Annotated in this window: 19 protein-coding genes and 1 pseudogene; 14 read left to right on the top strand and 6 right to left on the bottom strand. The window is 31.2% G+C overall.

Translation table 11 applies throughout. The features are described from left to right. The first annotated feature begins 13 nt into the window (after window positions 1-13). Complete coding sequence (locus AC1Q7N_RS03910) at window positions 14-1,459, top strand: sucrose-specific PTS transporter subunit IIBC (RefSeq protein WP_002456063.1); 1,446 nt, start codon at window positions 14-16, stop codon at window positions 1,457-1,459. An 89-nt stretch (window positions 1,460-1,548) separates the two neighbouring features. Here AC1Q7N_RS03910 and AC1Q7N_RS03905 read toward each other — a convergent pair whose 3' ends face one another. Then, a complete protein-coding gene (locus AC1Q7N_RS03905; RefSeq protein WP_002438349.1) occupies window positions 1,549-2,496 on the bottom strand; it encodes a magnesium transporter CorA family protein in 948 nt (315 codons plus the stop codon). 624 nt (window positions 2,497-3,120) lie between these two features. Between AC1Q7N_RS03905 and AC1Q7N_RS03900 the strand changes: the two are divergent. The 6 genes and pseudogenes from AC1Q7N_RS03900 to AC1Q7N_RS03875 all read left to right on the top strand — a co-directional run. After that, window positions 3,121-3,501: pseudogene (locus AC1Q7N_RS03900) on the top strand (copper resistance CopC family protein); the annotation flags it as partial. 381 nt (window positions 3,502-3,882) lie between these two features. Next, window positions 3,883-4,353, top strand: a complete 471-nt coding sequence (locus AC1Q7N_RS03895; protein ID WP_032603453.1) for a hypothetical protein — start codon at window positions 3,883-3,885, stop codon at window positions 4,351-4,353. Window positions 4,354-4,364: 11 nt separating this feature from the next. Continuing rightward, window positions 4,365-4,634, top strand: coding sequence for a DUF1775 domain-containing protein (locus AC1Q7N_RS03890; RefSeq protein WP_002486071.1), 270 nt, complete (start codon window positions 4,365-4,367; stop codon window positions 4,632-4,634). A gap of 41 nt (window positions 4,635-4,675) precedes the next feature. Continuing rightward, on the top strand, window positions 4,676-4,957 hold the full coding sequence (locus AC1Q7N_RS03885) for a DUF1775 domain-containing protein (protein WP_324294204.1): 282 nt from the start codon (window positions 4,676-4,678) through the stop codon (window positions 4,955-4,957). Window positions 4,958-5,170: 213 nt separating this feature from the next. Next, complete coding sequence (locus AC1Q7N_RS03880; protein ID WP_001831504.1) at window positions 5,171-5,587, top strand: DUF2871 domain-containing protein; 417 nt, start codon at window positions 5,171-5,173, stop codon at window positions 5,585-5,587. Between the two features lie 68 nt (window positions 5,588-5,655). After that, window positions 5,656-6,057, top strand: a complete 402-nt coding sequence (locus AC1Q7N_RS03875) for a GNAT family N-acetyltransferase (RefSeq protein ID WP_002474432.1) — start codon at window positions 5,656-5,658, stop codon at window positions 6,055-6,057. A 63-nt stretch (window positions 6,058-6,120) separates the two neighbouring features. Here AC1Q7N_RS03875 and AC1Q7N_RS03870 read toward each other — a convergent pair whose 3' ends face one another. Beyond that, on the bottom strand, window positions 6,121-7,113 hold the full coding sequence (locus tag AC1Q7N_RS03870; RefSeq protein WP_002438357.1) for an NADPH:quinone oxidoreductase family protein: 993 nt from the start codon (window positions 7,111-7,113) through the stop codon (window positions 6,121-6,123). Window positions 7,114-7,353: 240 nt separating this feature from the next. Between AC1Q7N_RS03870 and AC1Q7N_RS03865 the strand changes: the two genes are divergently transcribed. From AC1Q7N_RS03865 to AC1Q7N_RS03855, 3 genes are all read left to right on the top strand, one after another. Continuing rightward, window positions 7,354-7,893, top strand: a complete 540-nt coding sequence (locus AC1Q7N_RS03865) for a GNAT family N-acetyltransferase (RefSeq protein ID WP_002495114.1) — start codon at window positions 7,354-7,356, stop codon at window positions 7,891-7,893. 271 nt (window positions 7,894-8,164) lie between these two features. Next, the gene (locus tag AC1Q7N_RS03860) at window positions 8,165-10,330 is read left to right on the top strand and encodes a bifunctional glycosyltransferase/CDP-glycerol:glycerophosphate glycerophosphotransferase (RefSeq protein WP_001831435.1); all 2,166 of its coding nucleotides are present in this window, start codon (window positions 8,165-8,167) and stop codon (window positions 10,328-10,330) included. A gap of 128 nt (window positions 10,331-10,458) precedes the next feature. Further along, on the top strand, window positions 10,459-11,106 hold the full coding sequence (locus tag AC1Q7N_RS03855; protein WP_001831614.1) for a hypothetical protein: 648 nt from the start codon (window positions 10,459-10,461) through the stop codon (window positions 11,104-11,106). A 131-nt stretch (window positions 11,107-11,237) separates the two neighbouring features. On the opposite strand, the gene AC1Q7N_RS03850 is transcribed toward AC1Q7N_RS03855, so the two are convergent. Beyond that, the gene (locus AC1Q7N_RS03850) at window positions 11,238-12,917 is read right to left on the bottom strand and encodes a CDP-glycerol glycerophosphotransferase family protein (protein WP_001831509.1); all 1,680 of its coding nucleotides are present in this window, start codon (window positions 12,915-12,917) and stop codon (window positions 11,238-11,240) included. Window positions 12,918-13,266: 349 nt separating this feature from the next. Here AC1Q7N_RS03850 and AC1Q7N_RS03845 point away from each other — a divergent pair, with 349 nt between their 5' ends. Continuing rightward, window positions 13,267-14,868 carry an L-lactate permease gene (locus AC1Q7N_RS03845; protein ID WP_001831564.1) on the top strand — a complete coding sequence of 534 codons (1,602 nt, stop codon included), beginning with the start codon at window positions 13,267-13,269 and terminating at the stop codon, window positions 14,866-14,868. Between the two features lie 204 nt (window positions 14,869-15,072). Here the strand turns inward: AC1Q7N_RS03845 and AC1Q7N_RS03840 are convergent, their stop codons facing one another. After that, complete coding sequence (locus AC1Q7N_RS03840) at window positions 15,073-16,218, bottom strand: glycosyltransferase family 4 protein (RefSeq protein ID WP_001831623.1); 1,146 nt, start codon at window positions 16,216-16,218, stop codon at window positions 15,073-15,075. A 331-nt stretch (window positions 16,219-16,549) separates the two neighbouring features. Between AC1Q7N_RS03840 and mqo the strand changes: the two genes are divergently transcribed. Then, the gene (mqo, locus tag AC1Q7N_RS03835; RefSeq protein WP_049381107.1) at window positions 16,550-18,028 is read left to right on the top strand and encodes a malate dehydrogenase (quinone); all 1,479 of its coding nucleotides are present in this window, start codon (window positions 16,550-16,552) and stop codon (window positions 18,026-18,028) included. 143 nt (window positions 18,029-18,171) lie between these two features. Here the strand turns inward: mqo and AC1Q7N_RS03830 are convergent, their stop codons facing one another. Both AC1Q7N_RS03830 and AC1Q7N_RS03825 read right to left on the bottom strand, forming a co-directional pair. After that, the gene (locus AC1Q7N_RS03830) at window positions 18,172-19,527 is read right to left on the bottom strand and encodes a HAMP domain-containing sensor histidine kinase (RefSeq protein WP_145376292.1); all 1,356 of its coding nucleotides are present in this window, start codon (window positions 19,525-19,527) and stop codon (window positions 18,172-18,174) included. Continuing rightward, window positions 19,520-20,194, bottom strand: coding sequence for a response regulator transcription factor (locus tag AC1Q7N_RS03825; RefSeq protein ID WP_001831555.1), 675 nt, complete (start codon window positions 20,192-20,194; stop codon window positions 19,520-19,522). The genes AC1Q7N_RS03830 and AC1Q7N_RS03825 overlap by 8 nt, the downstream gene beginning before the upstream one ends. Before the next feature lie 131 nt (window positions 20,195-20,325). Here AC1Q7N_RS03825 and AC1Q7N_RS03820 point away from each other — a divergent pair, with 131 nt between their 5' ends. After that, window positions 20,326-21,378 carry an ABC transporter permease gene (locus tag AC1Q7N_RS03820; RefSeq protein WP_145376290.1) on the top strand — a complete coding sequence of 351 codons (1,053 nt, stop codon included), beginning with the start codon at window positions 20,326-20,328 and terminating at the stop codon, window positions 21,376-21,378. Next, the gene (locus tag AC1Q7N_RS03815; RefSeq protein WP_002456638.1) at window positions 21,378-22,046 is read left to right on the top strand and encodes an ABC transporter ATP-binding protein; all 669 of its coding nucleotides are present in this window, start codon (window positions 21,378-21,380) and stop codon (window positions 22,044-22,046) included. Before AC1Q7N_RS03820 ends, AC1Q7N_RS03815 begins: the two co-directional genes overlap by 1 nt. Window positions 22,047-22,158: the final 112 nt, after the last annotated feature.

The following is a 22,158-nucleotide window of genomic DNA, read 5'->3' as shown; positions in this document are numbered from 1 at the left end:
AAGGAGGATGAATATGAGTTATAAAAAATCTGCTGAAGAAATACTTAAAGCAATTGGCGGTGAAGAAAATTTAGATGCAATGGCACATTGTGCAACTCGATTACGTTTAGTATTGAACGATGAGAGTAAAGTAGATGAAGATACCTTGTCTAATATGGACGTCGTCAAAGGAACATTCTCTACAGGTGGTCAATACCAAATTATTATAGGTTCAGGGACAGTAAATAAAGTATTTAATGAATTAGAAAAAATAACTGGAAAAGAAGCATCTACGACTTCAGAAGTTAAAGATAAATCATCTAAGCATATGAATCCATTCCAAAAATTTGTGAAAATGTTATCTGATATATTTGTTCCTATTATTCCGGCTATTGTAGCTGGTGGTTTGTTAATGGGATTAAATAATATTTTCACAGCTAAAGATTTGTTCTATGATGGTAAATCTATCATAGATGTACATAGTCAATTTTCTGGCTTGGCTGATATGATTAATATATTTGCAAATGCACCTTTTACATTATTACCAATACTTATTGGTTTTAGTGCAGCTAAGCGATTTGGTGGTAATCCTTATTTAGGTGCAGCTCTAGGTATGATACTTGTTCATCCTGGATTGATGAGTGCATATGATTTTCCAAAAGCTTTAGAAGAAGGAAAAGCTATTCCACACTGGGATGTCTTTGGGCTACATATTAATGAAGTTGGTTATCAGGGACAAGTATTACCTATGCTCGTAGCAACATATATTTTAGCTACGATTGAAAAATGGTTACGTAAAGTTATTCCAACTGTGTTAGATAATTTATTGACGCCATTATTATCAATTTTTATTACAGCATTTATAACATTTTTATTTGTAGGGCCTGTCACTCGTCAATTAGGTTATTGGTTATCTGATGGATTGACTTGGTTATATGAATTTGGTGGAGCTATTGGTGGACTTATATTTGGTTTATTATATGCGCCAATCGTCATTACAGGAATGCACCATAGCTTTATTGCAGTTGAAACGACATTAATTGCTGATGCGACTAAAACAGGTGGTTCATTTATCTTCCCAATCGCAACGATGTCAAATATTGCACAAGGTGGTGCAGCTTTAGCTGCATTCTTTATCATTAAGCAAAATAAAAAATTAAAAGGTGTTGCTTCCGCGGCGGGTATTTCAGCTTTACTAGGAATTACAGAACCAGCAATGTTTGGTGTCAATCTTAAATTGAGATATCCATTTATAGGTGCTGTTGCAGGATCAGGTATAGGTGCGGCTTATATTTCATTCTTCAAAGTAAAAGCGATAGCGCTTGGTACAGCTGGATTACCTGGATTTATATCTATAAATCCTACACACGCTGGTTGGTTACATTACTTAATAGGAATGCTAATTGCATTTGTTGTTTCAGTTGTCGTCACTTTAGTACTTTCTCGAAGAAAAACAAATAAGACAGCTGTTGAATCATAGTAGAGACTTAAAATTTTGACACAATTTTAAACATATAATAATACCCTTAGTTAGATTGAGTGCTAATCTATAACTAAGGGTATTTGTTGTTATAATTTTTGTTTTTTCCATAAAAAGATACTAACGATAGCTACTAGAATAAGTGAAATTCCCACAACAATAATCCAAGACACGTAACTATGATCATCAATTGGTAAGGGTACATTCATACCAAAGAAACTAAAGACGAGTGTAGGAAGGGTCAAAAGAACCGTAAACAACGTTAATGTTTTCATGATGTTATTCATATCATTAGATAATAATGAAGCATACGAAGAAGTGATACTCTCAAGTATTCGTTGATGTAATTCAGTCGTTTCAATAGCTTGGTTGTTTTCTATCACCAAGTCTTCAAGTAGCTCTTCATCCTCTTCAAAACGTTTGATTGCAGGAAGACGAAAGAGTTTTTTAATAATTGTGTCGTTACCTTTTAGTGCAGCTAAGAAGTATACTAAACTTTTTTCTACTTCCATTAGTTTAAAAAGCTGCTTGTTAGTAATGTTATTTTTGAGTTCTCTTTCAATACGAATCCTAGATTTATTAAGCAATCTTAAATTTCTATTGTAGTGATTTGCTATTGTTGTTAGTATTTCAAGTGCAAATCGACTGTGAAATTTCAAGTTAATATCTTCTTGTTTAGCAAAGTTTTCTAAAAATTCATTTTCAGCATCGCAAACAGTCATAACGATACCATTTCCAATAATAATGCCTAATGGGATGGTCACAAACGACAATACACGTCGATTGGTAGAATTGACGATAGGTAAGTCAATAATAATTAGCGAGTATCCCGTATCTTCGTCATATTCAATACGTGCACTCTCTTCAGAGTCTAACGGATCTCGAATAAAATCCTCAGGTATATTGTAAAATTCCATCAAACCTTCAATTTCTTCTCTATCTGGTTCTACTACATTTATCCATGAAGCACTATGATTGATTTCAGTTTCAATAATTTGTGAAGGATGATGAAGTGCGTGTTTATAAGCTGTAATCATAATTAATAGTTCCTTTCAGCGTCCACTAGAATAAGGATGATACTAAAGTTAATTAAATAAATTTTAAACTTCTAAATTTGTGGCATCAAGCTTCTTAAACTTCGGACATAATTTTTAAATATCATACTCTCTTGGCCTAAATATGATATATAAAGTTGAATCACATTCCTATTGTATAGTTAGGTATAAGAAAAAGTAGATGAATTTTGCTATATTATCAATCCAGCTACTAATAACTTTAGATTGTACATTAATCATTAAATATATAATTTATCTTTAAGGCATATGTAGATTACTTAAGATTTAATAGTATGGTTAATTATAATAAACTTTATACAACTTATTCAATCTTCGAAATTTTGTTGGTCACTTAGTAAGGTGATTCTAAAATGAATAAACTTTATTTTATATTACAAATTGTCATTTTGCTACATACTTAATTGATTTATTAACTTTATGATTTATATATACTTGTATTTAGTTTACTAGATAAAATTTCTATTTTTATATTTGTGTCTAATTCGAAAAAATTAGAATAGTTATTGTTAAGATGAGTGATAATGTCTAATATGAAAAACGGAGCAAAATTTTTATATGAAAGGAGGGGTGTCGGTGTTAAAAATAATGTCTAAACATAGTGCTACGTTAGTTATTATGTTTTTAATAACTTTATTGCCTATTTTTCAATAGCAAGCTTCTGCACATGCGACTTTAGAAAAATCAACACCACAACAGCAAGGGGTTATTAAAGACAAACCAGAAGCAATCAAGTTAGAGTTTAATGAACCTGTGAACACCAAATACTCGAGTGTGACCTTATTTGATGATAAAGGTAAAAAGATTAAAGAACTTAAACCAATAACAACTGGATGGTCTCAGACAGTTGTATTTTCATCTGAGCAAATTGTTAATGGCACGAATACTATTGAATGGCATACGGTATCTGCGGATGGACATGAAGTCGGAGATACGTTTGAATTTTCAGTTGGAAAAGTGACGGCTAAAGATGTAGATATATCTTCACCTTTTTATGAACAGTCTAAATTTTGGTTTGGATTATTAAGATATGTTACTGAAGGTGCAACCTTTCTACTTATTGGCTTGTTTTGGTTAAATGGTATTGCTAAGAAACGAGGATTAAGACAAATTAATGTGTTACCCAAGCAATCAGGAATTGCATGGATTATGGCTATGTCAGTACTCGTGAGTCTTGTGGTTTATATGATGACACTCACATCTGATATATTAGAAGATATTCTATCATTTAAATTAGAAGTGATAATGCAATTTCCGTATATATTAAGCTCTATTTCACTAATCATTTTGTTTATACTTTTCATTTTAAAGGATATGGAAAAAATATGATACTGGCTCATTTCAATAATTATGATTGCTGTGATAAGTATGTCTGGACACGTGTGGTCACAACAAGTGCCATTATGGTCAATCATCATAAGAACAATTCATCTTATAGGGCTAACATTATGGTTAGGTTCACTCGTTTATCTCATTTGTTATGCTATTAAAGTGAAAATTGATCAGTTGACGAGTGTAAGACGTATGCTTTTAAAAGTTAATATCATTGCTGTGATTATGCTCGTTTTTACAGGGATTTTAATGGCTATTGATGAAACGAATATTTTAACACTTAGGAATAATGTGAGCGCTTGGTCTATTTATCTTGTCATAAAAATCGCAGGAACTATTACTATGATGCTATTAGGTTTCTATCAAACGATGCATGCTTTGAGACAACGACAACAGGTCCATCGTTTTGCACTGATGACTGAATTGTTAATTGGTATGATATTAATTTTTGCAGGTATCATGATGAGTCAAATAAATATACCTAGTTGAGGAGCGAAATGATGTTGCGCAAATTACTGTTGTTAACTTTTATAGTATTTTTGGGGATCGGATTTTTTAAGTATGCTGATGCACATGTCACACTTAATCCTAATGAAAGTGAACCTGAATCATATGATAAGTATGATGTAAGGGTGCCTGTTGAGCAAAATGATTATACAGTGAAAGTAGAATTAGATGTGCCGAAGGGATTAAACGTTGAGAGTGTTAAACCTGTTGAAGGTTTTAAACATCATTTTTTAAAGATAAAAAAGGGAACATTACTAAAATAACATGGACTGCTACAGATAAAGGTATTGGTCCCCATGAGTTTATTGAATTTCCTATTGTAGTGGCTAATCCTAAAAAGGAAAGCACATTCAAATGGAACACTACTCAAACTTATGATAATGGAGATGTTGTTAAGTGGACTGGGAAGGAAGAAAGTGCGCACCCTGCACCAACTACAACTGTAAAAAAAGGAGCAAATCCAAATGACACTCATTCTGACTCAAGTCAAGGTGATTCAATCGCTTTATGGATAGTTGCTATCGTGGCAATTGTGATTTCGTTGATTGCTCTTTTTAAACAAGCGTATCCAAAAAAATTTAATTGAATCGTTTTGAATATGAATAGTATTTTCTGATGTAAAGGTTCTACGTCTTTAGATAATAATTCAATATACATTTCTATTAATTTACAAAAACAAATAAGAGTGAGGCTAAGAATTTACCTAAATTTCTGGCTAGCGTTTTATTTTATAGTCGTGATTTTGTCACTTTAATAAAAATGAATATGTTTTATAATATAATCTTAAGGAGGATTTTTTATGCGTAGATTATTATACTCTTTTTTATTTTATATGGTCATAGGTTTATTAAGTGGCTTTTACTACAGAGAATTAACTAAAGCGCATGACTTTGTGGGTGACACGCAATTGTCTTTAGTGCATACACATACACTTATCTTAGGCATGTTTATGTTTTTACTCTTATTACCACTTGAAAAAGTATTTAAATTAAGTAGTTATTACTTATTTAATTGGTTCTTTTTCGTGTATCATTTAGGTGTGTTAATCACGATTTCAATGATGACAGTTAAAGGTACATTCCAAGTTATTGGTAAAAAATTTTCACCCGAAATGTTTGCGGGATTTGCAGGCATAGGTCATACAGGTATGCTTGCAGGTTTACTGTTACTGTTTTTCTTATTAAGACAGGCTATTCTTACAGAACCCAAAAAATAAAGTCGAAATACTAAAAAATGTTTGGTAGAGTGGATTTAGATTTTCAATAACTAGACAGGTGATAGATAATGACTAAGATTCACTTTGAAGCACCCAGTCCCGAAGATTACTGTAATTTAAGAGCTAATGCTGGAATGAGTAGTAAATCGATTGAAGCGGCAATAAAGGGGCTTCCTCATGCATGTTTTAATGTGACCCTTTATGAGAATGATATGTTGATTGGTATGGGGCGAGTGATTGGGGATGGTGGTACAGTTTTCCAAATCGTCGATATTGCTGTGAAAGATATATATCAAGGTTTGGGTCATGGAATGACAATTATGCATGAAATAATGAAGTATATTGAGAGTGTTGCTGAAGAAGGTACATATGTGAGCTTGATAGCAGATTATCCGGCAGATCAATTATACGAGAAGTTTGGGTTTAAAAGTACTGAGCCTTATTCAAAAGGTATGTATATCAAATATTAAATATTAAAGTAAAAACGTCATGAAATGCATTTGCTTTTGCATCCAATGACGTTTTTTAGTTATTTAAACATTGAAATCAATGACAATACGTCCAGTATTATTATGATTGATGACTTGATCGATTGCTTTTGGGATTTCATCGAATGAAATAACATGTTTGATGTCATGTAATTGTTGTGGTTTTAAGTCTTTTGCAAGTCTTCTCCAAACACGTTTTCTTAGTTTAATTGGAGTAAATACTGAATCGATACCAATTATACTTGCTCCTCTTAAAATGAAAGGAAAGACGGTTGTTTCAAAATTGTTACCACCAGTCATGCCAATTAATGCAACACTTCCGTTGTTATCCAATCGTTTGACGATGTACGGTAAGTTTTCACCACCAACTGGATCAATGGCTGCCTGCCATGTTCTCTTCTCTAATGGTTTACTATTATCTTCTGGTAAACGGCCAATTACTTCTTTAGCACCAAGCTTTTTAAGTTTTTCTTCGGCGTCATCTCTACCCGTACTTGCAATAACATCATACCCTAAGTTATTTAACATGAGTAATGAAATCGTTCCGACGCCTCCAGTGGCACCTCGTACAAGCACTTCTTTACCTTCAATAGACATACCTGATTTTTCAAGTTGTTCTATAGCTAAACCTGCTGTATAGCCAGCAGTACCGTAAATCATAGCTTCTTCCAATGTTAAATCTTCAGGTAATTCAATCACCCATTCTGATTTAACACGTGCGTATTCACTGAAGCCTCCGTAATGACTTACACCTAAATCATAGCTTGTTACGATGACTTTATCTCCAACCTCAAAGCCTGGAGCATTTGTTTCCTCAATGGTACCTGCTAAATCTATACCAGGGACCATCGGATATTGTTTTACTATTTTGTTATGGTCCTGAGTGGCTAGTGCGTCTTTATAATTTATGCCAGAATAATGTACTTTTATTAAAACGTCACCCTCAGGTAAGTCATCTTTAGTTAGTTCTTTATAACTATTTGAAACAATACCGTTGTCATCTTGATCGACTACAAAAGCTTTGAATTTTTCTACCATATTTCTACACTCCTCTAATGATGAATTGAATCAATATTAAATTTTAAAGATATTATTTAATGATTCGCTTGATATCACCCTGTTTTTATTTTTAATATAAGGAAACTGCTTTTCTAACAAACTTTATATCATTCATTGTATAATTTAATTTGAAAATTTAAAACTTATTAATAGCAAAAATGTCAATGTACACATCTAATTCACAAAATTAACTTTTTAAGGTTTTAGAGGGGGATTTAAATGGGGGAAAGGATAAGAAGTGTTCAAATAACTGAGGTAGAGCAACTACAACTAATTGCTAAAAGAACATTTTTTACAACGTTTAGAGAATCTTATAGTGATGAGGACTTCAAGCAATTTTTTAATGATGCATATAATATAGATTTGTTGAGAAAAGAATTGGAACAAAGTAATTCTTTTCATTATTTTTATGAAGTTGATCAAAATATAGTAGGTTTCTTGAAATTGAACATTAATGATGCTCAGACTGAAAACAAAGGTCATGCATATTTGGAAATACAACGCATTTACTTTGATGAAGCATTTCAAGGGAGTGGAAGAGGACAATTATTTATCAATCTAGCTATTGATCAAGCTATCAAATTTGGGAAATCGAAAATATGGCTTGGTGTTTGGGAGCATAATCCTAAAGCGCTTAGCTTTTATAAAAACAGAGGATTTAGAGTTACAGGGTCGCATCAATTTTATACTGGAAGTGTAGTAGATAATGATTTGATTATGGAGTTGGATCTTACAACAAACTATAAACAAAGTTTATAGTTCAATCATAAAATATAAATGAGCTAGGGTTATGTTTAATATTGTTCGCATTTAGCATTAATATTAGATATAATTGTAGCGTTGAATTTTAGTACAATATCTATGTAATTGTATTCAAAGTGAAGTCATCGAAATTAAAAATGCAATCAATATATACAGATTAGGTTTATATTTTTAATAGGTAATGATAGTTATTATAGTGACATTCAAACATACAACCTAAATTTTATAAGATGTTGTCGATTTAATATAAAGAGAAAGGACGTATAGTATGAATAAACTGACAATTATTGTCACGTATTATAATGCGGAGGAATACATCACAGGTTGCTTAGAGAGTATTAAGCAACAACGTACACAAGATTTTAATTTGATTATTGTGAATGATGGGTCGACAGACCAAAGTAAAAAATTAATGGATGAAGCTATTAAAGACTATGATAAAAACATTCGATTTATCGATTTAGATGAAAATAGTGGTCATGCACATGCGCGTAATATTGCATTAGAAGAAGTAGAAACACCTTACTTTATGTTTTTAGATGCAGATGATGAATTAGCTTCTTATGCAATCACGTTTTACTTAGAAAAGTTTAATAATACTGATGGTTTAATTGCTCCAATACATTCTTTTACTACACAACGTCCGCAATTTGTTGATTTAGATCGAGTAAGGGTTGAATACTTTAATGCCAAAGAGAATATTAATTCATTTTTAAGAAAACAGTCAGCTTGTAACATTATTTTTAGAACAGCTATTGTCAGGGCGCATCATATTCGATTTAATGAAAATTTAAATACATATGTGGATTGGTCATTTGTTCTTGAATATATGAAGTATGTAAATAAGTTTGTACGTATTTTTAACTTCCCATTTTATTTCCGTGGGGAAGTCTATGATCCATTTGAAACACTTACATTAAGTGAACAAAATTTTGATATTTTATTTAAAGATTACGTCAACAGCTTTTATGATGCCATTAAACGAGCAACAAATCCAAAAGTTAGAGAATTTATTGTCACTAAAATGGGAAATAAAATTGCTAATGAATTTGAACCAACTCGATATGATATTAATGAACGCTATCAAACACATAAGGATACGCTTGTTGAATTATCGAAATTTTTACATGTACATTTAGTTAAAAACCAAAAGCTAATAAATAAAATTGAAACAATTTTGTTAATGAATAATGAAACTGATAAAGCTTTTAAAGTTAATCAATTTAGAAAAACGTTGCGACATGTTAAAAATATTGTTCTAAGAAGAAAAAATAAAGAACGTTCATTGTATGATTTAACAGATAAAGAAGATAATGTTAAACCGAAAACGATTGTCTTTGAATCGTTCGGTGGTAAGAATTACAGTGATAGTCCAAAGTATATTTATGAATATATGCAAAAGTATTATCCTAATTATCGCTATATATGGTCATTTAAGAATCCCGATAAAAATGTCGTACCGGGTAGTGCTGAAAAGGTTAAGCGTAATTCAGCAGAGTATTATCAAGCATACTCGGAAGCAAGTCATTGGGTATCAAATGCGCGTACACCACTTTATTTAAATAAAAAAGAAAATCAAACGTACATTCAAACTTGGCACGGTACACCATTAAAACGTTTAGCGAATGATATGAAAGTGGTACGTATGCCGGGTACTACGACACCAAAGTATAAGCGTAATTTTAATCGTGAAACATCACGTTGGGATTATTTAATTTCGCCAAATAGATATTCAACTGAAATATTTAGAAGTGCTTTTTGGATGGATGAAGAAAGAATATTAGAGATAGGTTATCCAAGAAATGATGTATTAGTTAATAGAGCCAATGATCAAGAGTATTTAGATGAAATTAGAACTCACTTAAATTTACCTAGTGATAAAAAGGTTATTATGTATGCTCCGACATGGAGAGACGATGAATTTGTGAGTAAAGGAAAATATTTGTTTGAATTAAAAATTGATTTAGACAACCTTTATAAAGAACTCGGAGATGATTATGTGATTTTATTACGCATGCATTATCTCATTTCTAACGCACTTGATTTATCTGGTTATGAAAATTTTGCAATTGATGTTTCAAACTATAATGACGTCTCTGAATTATTTTTAATAAGTGATTGTTTAATTACAGACTATTCATCAGTAATGTTTGATTATGGTATTTTAAAACGCCCTCAATTTTTCTTTGCATATGATATAGACAAATATGATAAGGGATTACGAGGATTCTATATGAATTATATGGAAGATTTACCAGGACCTATTTATACAGAACCATATGGCCTAGCTAAAGAACTAAAGAATTTAGATAAAGTGCAACAGCAATATCAAGAAAAAATAGATGCATTTTATGATAGATTTTGCTCTGTAGATAATGGTAAGGCATCTCAATATATTGGGGATTTAATTCATAAGGATATCAAGGAACAATGATAAATTTCATACTTAATTAATAATTATAGGGTATAATATTAATGAGCAATTAATATTATGCCCTTTTTAATATTTTAATTGAAATTCAATTCAACATGATAAAGAGACAAAGTAGGAGGCGGTTTCAAATGAAAAAAGTATTAGCAAGTGCAACGATTTTATCATTAATGTTAGTAGGTTGTTCCAATGGTGGAAATGATGAATCAAGTCATAAAGATGATAGTTCTAAAACAGAACAAAAGGATAAATCATCATCTCAACATGACTCAAAAAAAGATTCGAAACGTAATGATACAAATAATAAGCAAGACAATCAGGAAAATAACACTAATAAAGAACAAACAAATAATCAAAATCCAAATGATGGAGAACAACGAACAAGCGAAAGACCAACAACAAATTCAAACGGAAATTCATCGGATAATCAAAATAAACAACAGCAATCAGTACAAGATAACCAGAATAAATATGTAGCACCATACCAAAGTGAAAATGCGACACGTGTTGCTCGATATCTTTCTCCATTTGAGGGCGACCGCAGTCAAGCTTTGCAACAATTACCAAATTTTGAAACTGCACTTTCCATTGCTAAAAACGAAGCTAATATGTATGGAAGCGAAAATAAATCATATAATGATTATTCAATAGAACAAACAGAAGATGGATTTAGATATGTGTTTAGCTTTAAAGATCCATCAAAAAGTAATACTTACTCAATTGTAACGCTTAATCGACAAGGTCAACCTACTGTTGTAGATCCTAACTTCCAACCTTAATTGTAAGTATAGTGAAATTCAACAAGAATGAGTCATACTAAGCTAACAATAAAAAGCGAGCAAAATCATTTCTGTATTGCATAATGACTTTGCTCACTTTTATTTTGAAAATCATCAATAAGATGAAGCACTTATTTCAATTGATTTGAAATAAGTTTACTAATATATTCAAATGACTGATTATTTTTATTTGTATATTTATTGTTTAATTGTGGGATGCTATCAGTAATTAAATCATTTATTAATAGTTCAGCATCGGTATACCAAATAGGTTTTAAGGTGTCCATTACGTCTTGATAGACGCCACGTTCTTCGACATATTGAGAGTGATTGGGTGTGTATAAGCAACCTTTTTTATCTACGGTTAAAGCATCAAAAATAATTGATGAGTAGTCTGTTAAAACAACATCTGAAATAATAATTAAGTCTTGCGTTTCAATATTATTAGGCGGATTTATTACGCCTTCAGGAACCAAGTCATTTTTACTCTCGACGTGTCCTTTATAGATTACATTATAATGTTTTAATAACTGTTCATTAATAGGAAATATATCATCATCAGATGAATTTGTTTTCCATGTTGGGGCATATAATAATACTCGCTTAGTAGGATCTATATTTATCTCACTAAATATACGTTTATGTAAACCTACATCATTGATACGATTTAATAAATAATTATTTCTAGGATATCCTACAGGTAATATATCAATTTTTTGACTAGGAAACGCTGATTCAAAGTATGTTTTTGATTCTTCTGAATCTACAATTAAATAATCTTGTTGTGTCCATTTATTATATTTTCGAGCTCGGTAGTTATATATATTTAAATTTTGGTGTGGCTCTTTACTATCTAAAAATAGTTTTTTAATAGGTGTCCCATGCCATAATTGAATGATTTTACCATTAGGGTGAATGTCGTCAGGAATATAGCTTTCCGTAATGACAAAAGTAGCTGTTTCAATCAAATTCTTCACATTTTCATCGTTAGTTGAAATAAAATGTGGTCCTGTTCTCTCATCTGTTATAAAGTAAGACTCTATCATAGGATTGTGTTTAACAAAGTAATTAAATAAATACTTAGAGTTTCCTCGATAGCCGAAATCAAATCCTAGAAAAACGACGTGGTTCTTAAGTTTTGATGAATCCTTTTTATAAATATAGCTAATCTCTTTGTGTTTTTTAACTGAATAATTCTTAATAGGAGTCACTAACCATCTTGGAGCTTTAAATTTAGTACTAAGTAGTACTGAATCATAATATCTAATACTATCGTGATCGTTAAATGGTACACGCGTAAATGGGATTCTTTGTTTATGTGCATAAGCGATGGTGTTTAAGAAGAATTTATCTCTATAAGTTAAATCATTACGGTCAAATGAGCGCCAAAATCCCTTGCTCGTTTTTAATGGTCCTTTAAAGTCTAATACGACATGACCTTCAACTGCGATATGCCCTTTAAGAATTGTTAATAATGCTAAATCAAAGATATTTTCAACTTCAAATTTATCAATAAGTTCTAATGTTGAATTAATTTCATAAATAACATTTGGATATAAATTAATATTTTTAACCCAGTCCTCAAAATCAACAAAGTCCAACCCGAAGTATTTACAATCGTTTAAATAATAATTGTTAATTGTATAGTCAACTATAAATGAAGTCTTAGGTAAAGTGATAGCTTTAATCATGGACTGATGAATTTGAATTTCATTTGAATAGGGGATGACATGCGTATAGCCGTCGCTAAGTGCACGTTCCATTTGCTCTTTTAATTTGTCCATATTTGAAATATTTATTTGCTTTATCATAAATCTTCCTTCAATCTCTTAACGATATTTGTTAGCTTTTATTTTATCATGGTGCATAATATAATTCATGTAAACATAACATAAAAATTAATATATATGTTTTTAACCTGAGAAATTAAAGCGCTTAACTACTATAAATATTAAGGTTTATTAATTGTTAACACCCCTTTACATTCATGTCACACCATTGTAAATTATATAAGAAAATGTTATATTTTTCTTGTGAAAATGGTCACGATATGCTTGTGGGGATCGTACTGATTTAATAGGTATTTATCACATATTAATAAGGGGACAGTATGCGTCTACCTAGTCTTCATGACTAAAGATTTAATGAGGAGAGTTCAATATGTTAGTAGAATCTTTTAATCCATTTGGTAATTTACTATTATCATCTTTAATTGCGGCAATCCCTATCATTTTATTTTTACTGTGTCTTACAGTATTTAAAATGAAAGGAATTTATGCTGCTATCACAACCCTTGTGGTTACATTATTAATTGCAATTCCATTCTTTAAATTACCAGTAGGAATTGCCTCTGGAGCAGTTGTTGAAGGTTTCTTCCAAGGTATCTTCCCAATCGGATATATTGTTATTATGGCAGTATTATTATATAAGATTACTTTGAAATCGGGGCAATTCGCAACTATTCAAGACAGTATTACAAGTATTTCACAAGACCAAAGAATTCAGCTTCTTTTAATTGGTTTTTCATTTAATGCATTCTTAGAAGGCGCTGCAGGATTTGGTGTTCCAATTGCAATTTGTGCACTTTTATTAGCGCAACTTGGCTTTAGACCATTACAAGCAGCTATGTTATGTTTAGTAGCTAACGCTGCATCTGGTGCATTCGGTGCAATTGGTATTCCGGTTGGTGTTGTAGATACACTTAACTTACCTGGTCATGTAGAAGCGATGGGAGTTTCACAAACATCAACATTAACTTTAGCAATTATTAACTTCTTTATTCCTTTCTTACTTATCTTTATCGTAGATGGTTTCAAAGGAATTAAAGAAACTTTACCTTCAATTCTTGTTGTTTCTGTCACTTATACAGTTTTACAAGGATTACTTACAGTGTTTAATGGTCCAGAATTAGCTGATATCATTCCATCACTTGCTTCTATGTTAGCATTAGCTTTATTCTCTAAGAAATTCCAACCTAAGAATATCTTTAGAGTTCAAAAAGATGTTAAACCAGAAGCACCGAAAAAACTTAAAGGTAAAGAAGTCTTATTTGCTTGGAGTCCATTCATTATCTTAACTGTCATTGTTATGATTTGGAGTGCACCTTCATTTAAAGCATTATTTGCACCAAAAGGTAAATTATCTGCTTTAGTTGCTAACTTTGACTTACCTGGTACTTTCAGTAATATTTCACACAAACCAATTACTTTATCATTAAACTTAATTGGTCAAACAGGTACAGCAATCCTAATTACAATTATTATTACTGTTTTAATGGCTAAAAAAGTTAACTTTGGTGATGCTGGTCGTTTATTTGTTGAAGCATTTAAAGAATTATGGTTACCAATCATAACAATTTGTTTCATCTTAGCAATTTCAAAAATCACAACATATGGTGGTTTAAGTAATGCTATGGGACAAGGCATCTCAAAAGCAGGAAGCGTATTCCCAATATTATCACCAATCCTTGGTTGGATCGGCGTATTTATGACTGGTTCAGTTGTTAATAACAACTCTTTATTCGCGCCAATTCAAGCTTCTGTAGCACAACAAATTGGTACAAGTGGTTCACTACTTGTAGCTTCAAATACAGCAGGTGGGGTTGCGGCGAAACTTATTTCTCCACAATCTATTGCCATTGCAACAGCAGCTGTTAAAGAAGTAGGTAAAGAATCTGAACTACTTAAAATGACATTACGTTATAGTATTGGATTACTTGTATTTATCTGTATCTGGACATTTATCTTGTCATTCATTCTGTAAATCAAAATTTATTGAAATGTATTTTTCATATACAAAGCCTGAAATGAAGCTATAAAGTCATTCATTTCGGGCTTTCAATATTTTGCTTTTGGATGTCGAGAGTTTAGGTAATCTTTTAAAATGATGTAATTGTTATATAAATTCTCATTTGAAAAATAGGAGTGAGACAGTTCGTTTTAAATGAACTAAGTCTCACTCCTATTTTTATTTAAACATAGACATAAATAATTGATATATATGATCCGGACTAAATTGTTTCAACGTATCTTTACTATTTTCAATGATGTGATCTAACTCATTATAATGTTGTGTTGTTAAATCGATACGTTTTGCAAGTTCAGACACATTTTCATAGTTTACTAAATAACCATTATCTCCGTTGTTAATGATTGAATCTGGCCCTACATTGCCTTCAAAACTTATTACTATATTATCTTGCACCATTGCCTCTAAAATAATCATTCCGAAACCTTCATTGCGTGAAGGTACAACAACGATTTTACTTTGTGCAAGTTTATTATTTAATTCTTGCGTTGGCTCATATATTTTAATCAAATCATTTAAATGATATTGATTAATAAAGTCAACAAGTGATGTTTTCTTACTACCAGAACCATAGATGTGAACGTCATAATTCAATTGACGCAAGTCTTCTTGTATTAAACGAATACTCTCTAATAATAAATCATACCCTTTTTCATATTCTAAACGTCCGGCGCTAATAATACGATTTTTCTTTGGAGCAGCAATTCTTTTTTCGGTAACCATATTAGGTATAACGTATACAGGAGTTTTAAGTTGTGATTGATATTTTTGCTGGTCTGCGACAGTTAACGTTGTAATCTTATTGATATTACGGTACGCAGCAATAATTTCCTTTTGATACTGATCAGGGTGAGCATCAAAATTCATATGTTCCATTGCGATGGTCACTATTTCAGCTTTAGCATATTTAGAAATGAGAATATTAAAGCTAGCTCTTGTTCCAACGAGTACATCAGTTTTAGTATGCCTGATTGCTTTAATCATTTTTTTCTCTACATAACTCGAAAACTGACTTTTACCTGGCTCAAATTGAGAAATCACTTTTGTATTTAAAAAGGGGGTATACTTTTTGATACGATTTGCCGTAATAGCTCTAGTATTTTTAAGCTTTAAGCGATAGTCCACTACGACTTTAACTTTTATTGCTGAATGTAATTCAAAATATGGAGAGTCTGCGCCTCTAAAAACTGAAATAATTGTTACAGGGTGTCCTTTTTCTGCCAGTGTATTTGCAAGTTGTGTCACCGACTTTACCGTTCCGCCCATTGCATAAATATTATGCATAAAAAATGTGAACGACTTCATTGCGTAAAACACCTCATTGTTTTCTATGATATTTAAGTCATTATAACATTAGTTCGTATATAAGGGGTAACATGTAAACAATTGTAATTTGAATTGTGTAATGAAGCTATTCTCATAATGTTGACTTTTATTCTTTTGTGTAACACAATTTATATATATAATTAAATTAGTTCAATTAATGGTTATGATAAGGAAGAAATGAGCACTTCCTTAAAAGACGCTTAGATTTTTTTGCAATATAGAGAAAGCGCTTTAATGTTATTAAAGACATCGACATCTATGAGTGTCAATCGTTCCATTTATTTAATAAAAAAGGGGGACTGTGTTTGTTATGAATACTCAACATAGCAAAACAGATGTCATCTTAATAGGTGGCGGAATTATGAGCGCAACATTAGGAACTTTACTAAAAGAATTAACACCAGAAAAAGATATCCAATTGTTCGAAAGATTGAGTCAACCTGGCGAAGAAAGTTCAAATGTTTGGAATAATGCGGGAACAGGTCATTCAGCATTGTGTGAATTGAACTATACGAAAGAAGGTAAAGATGGTTCAGTAGATATTACTAAAGCAATTCATATCAACGAGCAATTTCAATTATCTAAACAGTTTTGGGCTTATTTAATACGTGAAGGTCATATTGAAAGTCCAGATAAATTTATTCAATCAGTGCCACATATGAGCTTTGTTAAAGGGGAAGAAAATGTTGAATTTTTAAAAAGTCGAGTGGCGAGTTTACAGAAAAATGTATTATTTGAAAAAATGAAAATTTCTCAAGATCCAGAAAAAATTAACTCATGGGTTCCTTTAATGATGGAAGGACGCCAATCAGATGAAGCAATTGCCATCACGTATGACGAGACAGGTACAGATGTTAACTTTGGTGCTTTGACTAAAAAGTTAATAGCTAATTTACAACAAAAAAATGTTGGCATTAATTATAAACATGAAGTTTTAGATATAAAAAAATTAAATAATGGTAACTGGCAAGTTGTGGTTAAAGATTTAAATACATCAAATGTAATGAATTATGAATCTAAGTTCGTCTTCATCGGAGCTGGTGGTGCAAGTTTACCTTTATTACAAAAAACAAAGATTAAGGAATCTAAACACATTGGTGGTTTCCCAGTAAGTGGCTTATTTTTACGATGTAAAAATCCAGATGTCATACATAGACATCATGCAAAAGTCTACGGTAAAGCCGAGGTTGGTGCACCTCCAATGTCAGTTCCACATTTAGATACACGATTTGTTAATGGTGAAAAATCATTACTATTTGGACCTTTTGCAGGGTTTTCGCCAAAATTCTTAAAAAACGGTTCATATTTAGATTTAGTTAAATCTGTGAAACCCAATAATATGATTACAATGTTAAGTGCTGGCGTAAAAGAATTTAATTTGACGAAATATTTAGTTTCTCAATTAATGCTTTCAAATGAAGAACGGATCAATGATTTGCGTGTATTCTTACCAGAAGCGAAAGATGAAGATTGGGAAGTAATTACTGCAGGTCAACGTGTTCAAGTAATTAAAGATACAGATAAGTCTAAAGGTCAATTACAATTTGGTACGGAAGTAATAACATCAGAAGATGGTTCACTTGCTGCATTATTAGGTGCTTCACCTGGTGCTTCGACTGCTGTTGATATCATGTTTGAAGTCTTGCAACGTTGTTACAAATCAGAGTTTAAGTCATGGGAACCAAAAATTAAAGAAATGGTCCCATCATTTGGTTTAAAATTGTCAGAGCATGAAGATATGTACCATTCAATAAACGAAGAAGTAAAAAAATACTTGAATGTAAAGTAGTATTTAAAAAACCACCATTAAATGATTAAAAATAAGTTATCATGTAATGGTGGTTTTATATGTGGTGTATAGTTTATTTAATGAAATGTTTTAAATTCATCATATTTTGTTATGAATCCAATTGATAGTTTAAAGAATACATACTAAATAAATAGTTTTACAATAAATTGTGTTTTATCATCTGAAGTGAGAGTAATGCTACCATGATGAAGATGAATGATTGATTGGGTAATGGCTAGACCTAGACCATTACTACTAGATTCGTCACTCAGTTTATAAAAACGATCGAAGATATGTTTCGCATCTTCTTCTGCAATCGATCCATCATTTTCAATATTAAATATAATCAAGTGATTTGTACTAGTTAGAGTGATATTAATCATGCTATTTTGAGGAGCATATTTCATTGCATTAATGATGAGGTTATTGAAAGCTTGATGTAATAGTCTTTCATTTCCTCGGAAATACAAATCTTCTAATTCAGTAAACATAACTAAATCTTTTTCATCAGTTCGAAATTGTTCATGTCTAATAATATCCTTTATTAAAGTATTTAAATGAACATTATCGTTAAAAATAAGGTGGGAAGCATTATCTAATTCAGATAAAAGTAGCAATTCCTTAGTTAGTTCACTTACTTGATTAGTGATTTCAAACATTTCATTGATACATAGTTGTTTCTCTTCTTCATTTTGCGTCAATTCAAGTTGAGTAAGCAATCGTTGTAAATGTGTAAGCGGTGTTTTAACTTCATGAGATACATTTTGGACAAAATGTTGTCTCATTTGATCTACTTGTCCTAAATTTTGACGCATTGTATTGAAACGTGATTGCAGTGTTCCGATTTCATCGTGACGTGTTTGTTTGATAGGCGTACTGAAATCACCTTTCATAATTCGAGTTGTTGCATTTTTTAATGCGGTCACTGGTTTAATAATAGAATATGTTGATGCAATGACTAGTGAAATTGAAATAATAAGTAAAAGTGTTATCAACACAGCTAAGAAAATTCTAAATTCGCTAAAAGTTTCCCCGATATCTGGGCGCATAAAAACTGCTAATGCCCCATCATCTGTTTTAAATTGAATACCTACTGTATTATCCGTTTCATTATCGAAGAACCCTGTTACAAAAAATGCATAAGGTTTATTTTTAATACCATGATAATCTTCACCGTTGAGCACTTTTTTGATTGCAGACTGACTTATAGTATTTTTACGAAAAGTTTCCCCATAAAAATGTTTGGTTCCATGTTCGTTGACAGTCATAATTTGATAATTCATTTGACCTAAATGTTTCAAATACGTATCTAGAGGTTTAGGTTTTTGTGTTCTTTCATATTCACGAGCTTCTTTGAGTGTGCGCATAATTTTTGCATCATTAGAAGCTTTCAAATGAAAGTGATAATAAATATTCGTAAAAAGAAAACTCATTAATGCACTAAACAAAATGACTGTAATTGCATATATAGCAATTCTCGAATATAATGTTTTAAACATTTTGGTCCACCCTATATCCTTGACCTCTTACAGTTTGAATTGATACTGATGATTTCAATTTAGATAAACGTTGACGTAATCTTTTAATATGAACATCAACAGTACGATCATCTCCTTCATAATCGAAGCCCCAAATTTTTTCAATAATATCATCTCGAGTGAAAATATGTTTAGGATTAGAGGCTAATAAAAATAACAACTGAAATTCTTTGTTTGGAAGATTCATCGTTTTTGAACCCACAGTAATTTCCATGTAAGACTGATTTAATATTAAGTTGCCAAGTTGTAACTCGTTATCAGCATTAATTTGATATCGTCTTAAGACAGCTTTAATTCTAAATAATAATTCTTTAACCTCAAAAGGTTTAGTGACATAATCGTCAGTCCCACTTAGAAATGCACGTTCTTTATCACTTAATGCATCTCTAGCTGTTAACATTATGACAGGAATATGATAATCATCTTTCAAAGTCTGACAAAGCTCAAAACCATCCATTCCACTCATCATAATATCTACTATCGCAATATCAACATTTTTATTTTCAAGAAAATCTAGTGATGCTTCTCCACTTGTGAAAGTATGTGTTTGAATACTTTCTCTTTCTAAATGACTTGAAACATATTGCAATAACTTTTTATCATCGTCTACGATTAAGCAATTAATCATATGTTTACGCTCCTATACTTTTTAATGATTATACTACGTTAAAACAAATTATGAACAAAATCACACTTGTTCATATTGAGTTCATATTTTCCTCTTAAACTTAACATATAAAGAAATGGGAGAGGATATCAATGAATCTAGCTTGGAAAGAGATTAAATTTTATAAGTTCAGATTTATATTAATCATGTTCATTATTTTTCTAATGGCGATTATGGTTTTATTTATCAGTGGACTTGCTCAAGGCCTAGCACGAGAAAATATATCAATATTTGATCAAATTAAAGGTAATCAATTTGTTGTTCAAAAAATGAAAGAACCACAATTAGAAAAATCTATTCTATCACAAAGTAAACAAGACAATATTTCAAAAATTATTGATGAAAAACCTTTTAAAATGGCAGGTAAAACTTTCAAAATCAATGGAAACGAAGAAAACGTGATGGCTATAAATAGCGTGAAAAATCATCAGCCAAATTTGAAATCTGGTCATTATCCTAAAAATGGAAATCAGATAGCAATAAATGAAAAACTAACTGCAGAAGGTCTTTATTTAGACGATAAAGTTAAAGTCAAAGGTGACGATACAACTTATAAAGTTGTAGGTATATTAAAAAACACGATGTATTCTCATAGTAACATTGTTATGATGGACCAATCCAAAATAGAACAAAGTAGTAATGTCGCAACATTTTATGTTACGAACCAATTATCTAAATCGGATAAAAATAAAATAAATCACATCAAAGGCGTTCAAACAGCAACTACAGACAATATAACAAGTAATATCGCAAGTTATAAAGCAGAGCAAACACCATTGGATATGATGATTATTAGTTTATATATTATAACTGCAATTGTATTGAGTGCATTCTTTTATGTAATGACGATACAAAAGACATCTGAAATCGGTATTTTAAAAGCAATTGGTATAACTACAAAGCATTTATTGACATCGTTGATTTTACAAATTTCAATGATTACATTTATAGGTGTAGCTATAGCAGAAGTAGTCATTTTTCTCATCAGTCAAATTTTACCAGTTTCAATGCCATTCCATATAGATATGCATAATATAATCATTGTACTTGTCGTATTTATGATAGTTGGATTAATCGGTACATCATTATCATTTATTAAGTTAATTAAAATTGATCCTATTGAAGCTATTGGAGGTGGCCAATAATGGGTCTAGTTGTTAAAGACATAAGTAAAACATTTGGTGAAAAAAGCTCAAAAACAGAAGTGTTAAAAGACATTAACTTTGAAGTGAAAGATGGAGAATTCATCATTTTAAATGGCGCTTCAGGTTCAGGAAAAACAACCTTATTAACTATTTTAGGTGGTTTATTATCTCAAACATCAGGTGATGTAGTATACGAGGGGAAATCCTTATTTGAACGACATACTAATAAAGCGCACTTAAGACTAAATGATATTGGTTTTATCTTTCAAGCCTCTCATTTAGTTCCATACTTAAAAGTTTTAGACCAACTTACCTTAATAGGTAAAGAAGCTGGAATGTCTAGCAAAGAAGCTCAAGCAAGAGCTAAAGAATTATTAAAAAAAATTGGATTAGAAGAGCAACTTAATAGCTACCCACATATGCTTTCAGGTGGACAACAACAACGTGTAGCGATTATGAGAGCACTTATGAATCATCCGAAAATTGTTTTAGCAGATGAACCCACAGCAAGTCTTGATGCTAGTCGTGCTCAAGAGGTTGTTGAAATGATCAGAAAACAAATAAAAGCTAACCAAATGATAGGTATCATGATTACTCATGATGAAAGCTTGTTCAAATACGCTGATCGTATTGTTCAATTGTACGATGGTAAAATAAAAAACAGTTAAAAGGGAAGTAGGATAGAATAGATAGAACAAATGATATTTCACTCTAGAACCCCAACTTGCCTTGTCCGAGGAATTTCGTACTGAAATTCTCTGTGTTGGGGCCCCGAACCCC

The organism is Staphylococcus sp. GW823-FHT05F06, assembly GCF_058795495.1.
This window is presented reverse-complemented; position numbering and strand designations above follow the sequence as displayed.

Excerpts from the sequence above, each read along its gene's own strand:
- AC1Q7N_RS03910 (WP_002456063.1), top strand. The coding sequence starts at position 14 with ATGAGTTATAAAAAATCTGCTGAAGAAATACTTAAAGCAATTGGCGGT.
- AC1Q7N_RS03905 (WP_002438349.1), bottom strand. The coding sequence starts at position 2,496 with ATGATTACAGCTTATAAACACGCACTTCATCATCCTTCACAAATTATT.
- AC1Q7N_RS03895 (WP_032603453.1), top strand. The coding sequence starts at position 3,883 with ATGATTGCTGTGATAAGTATGTCTGGACACGTGTGGTCACAACAAGTG.
- AC1Q7N_RS03890 (WP_002486071.1), top strand. The coding sequence starts at position 4,365 with ATGTTGCGCAAATTACTGTTGTTAACTTTTATAGTATTTTTGGGGATC.
- AC1Q7N_RS03880 (WP_001831504.1), top strand. The coding sequence starts at position 5,171 with ATGCGTAGATTATTATACTCTTTTTTATTTTATATGGTCATAGGTTTA.
- AC1Q7N_RS03875 (WP_002474432.1), top strand. The coding sequence starts at position 5,656 with ATGACTAAGATTCACTTTGAAGCACCCAGTCCCGAAGATTACTGTAAT.
- AC1Q7N_RS03870 (WP_002438357.1), bottom strand. The coding sequence starts at position 7,113 with ATGGTAGAAAAATTCAAAGCTTTTGTAGTCGATCAAGATGACAACGGT.
- AC1Q7N_RS03865 (WP_002495114.1), top strand. The coding sequence starts at position 7,354 with ATGGGGGAAAGGATAAGAAGTGTTCAAATAACTGAGGTAGAGCAACTA.
- AC1Q7N_RS03860 (WP_001831435.1), top strand. The coding sequence starts at position 8,165 with ATGAATAAACTGACAATTATTGTCACGTATTATAATGCGGAGGAATAC.
- AC1Q7N_RS03855 (WP_001831614.1), top strand. The coding sequence starts at position 10,459 with ATGAAAAAAGTATTAGCAAGTGCAACGATTTTATCATTAATGTTAGTA.
- AC1Q7N_RS03850 (WP_001831509.1), bottom strand. The coding sequence starts at position 12,917 with ATGATAAAGCAAATAAATATTTCAAATATGGACAAATTAAAAGAGCAA.
- AC1Q7N_RS03845 (WP_001831564.1), top strand. The coding sequence starts at position 13,267 with ATGTTAGTAGAATCTTTTAATCCATTTGGTAATTTACTATTATCATCT.
- AC1Q7N_RS03840 (WP_001831623.1), bottom strand. The coding sequence starts at position 16,218 with ATGAAGTCGTTCACATTTTTTATGCATAATATTTATGCAATGGGCGGA.
- mqo (WP_049381107.1), top strand. The coding sequence starts at position 16,550 with ATGAATACTCAACATAGCAAAACAGATGTCATCTTAATAGGTGGCGGA.
- AC1Q7N_RS03830 (WP_145376292.1), bottom strand. The coding sequence starts at position 19,527 with ATGTTTAAAACATTATATTCGAGAATTGCTATATATGCAATTACAGTC.
- AC1Q7N_RS03825 (WP_001831555.1), bottom strand. The coding sequence starts at position 20,194 with ATGATTAATTGCTTAATCGTAGACGATGATAAAAAGTTATTGCAATAT.
- AC1Q7N_RS03820 (WP_145376290.1), top strand. The coding sequence starts at position 20,326 with ATGAATCTAGCTTGGAAAGAGATTAAATTTTATAAGTTCAGATTTATA.
- AC1Q7N_RS03815 (WP_002456638.1), top strand. The coding sequence starts at position 21,378 with ATGGGTCTAGTTGTTAAAGACATAAGTAAAACATTTGGTGAAAAAAGC.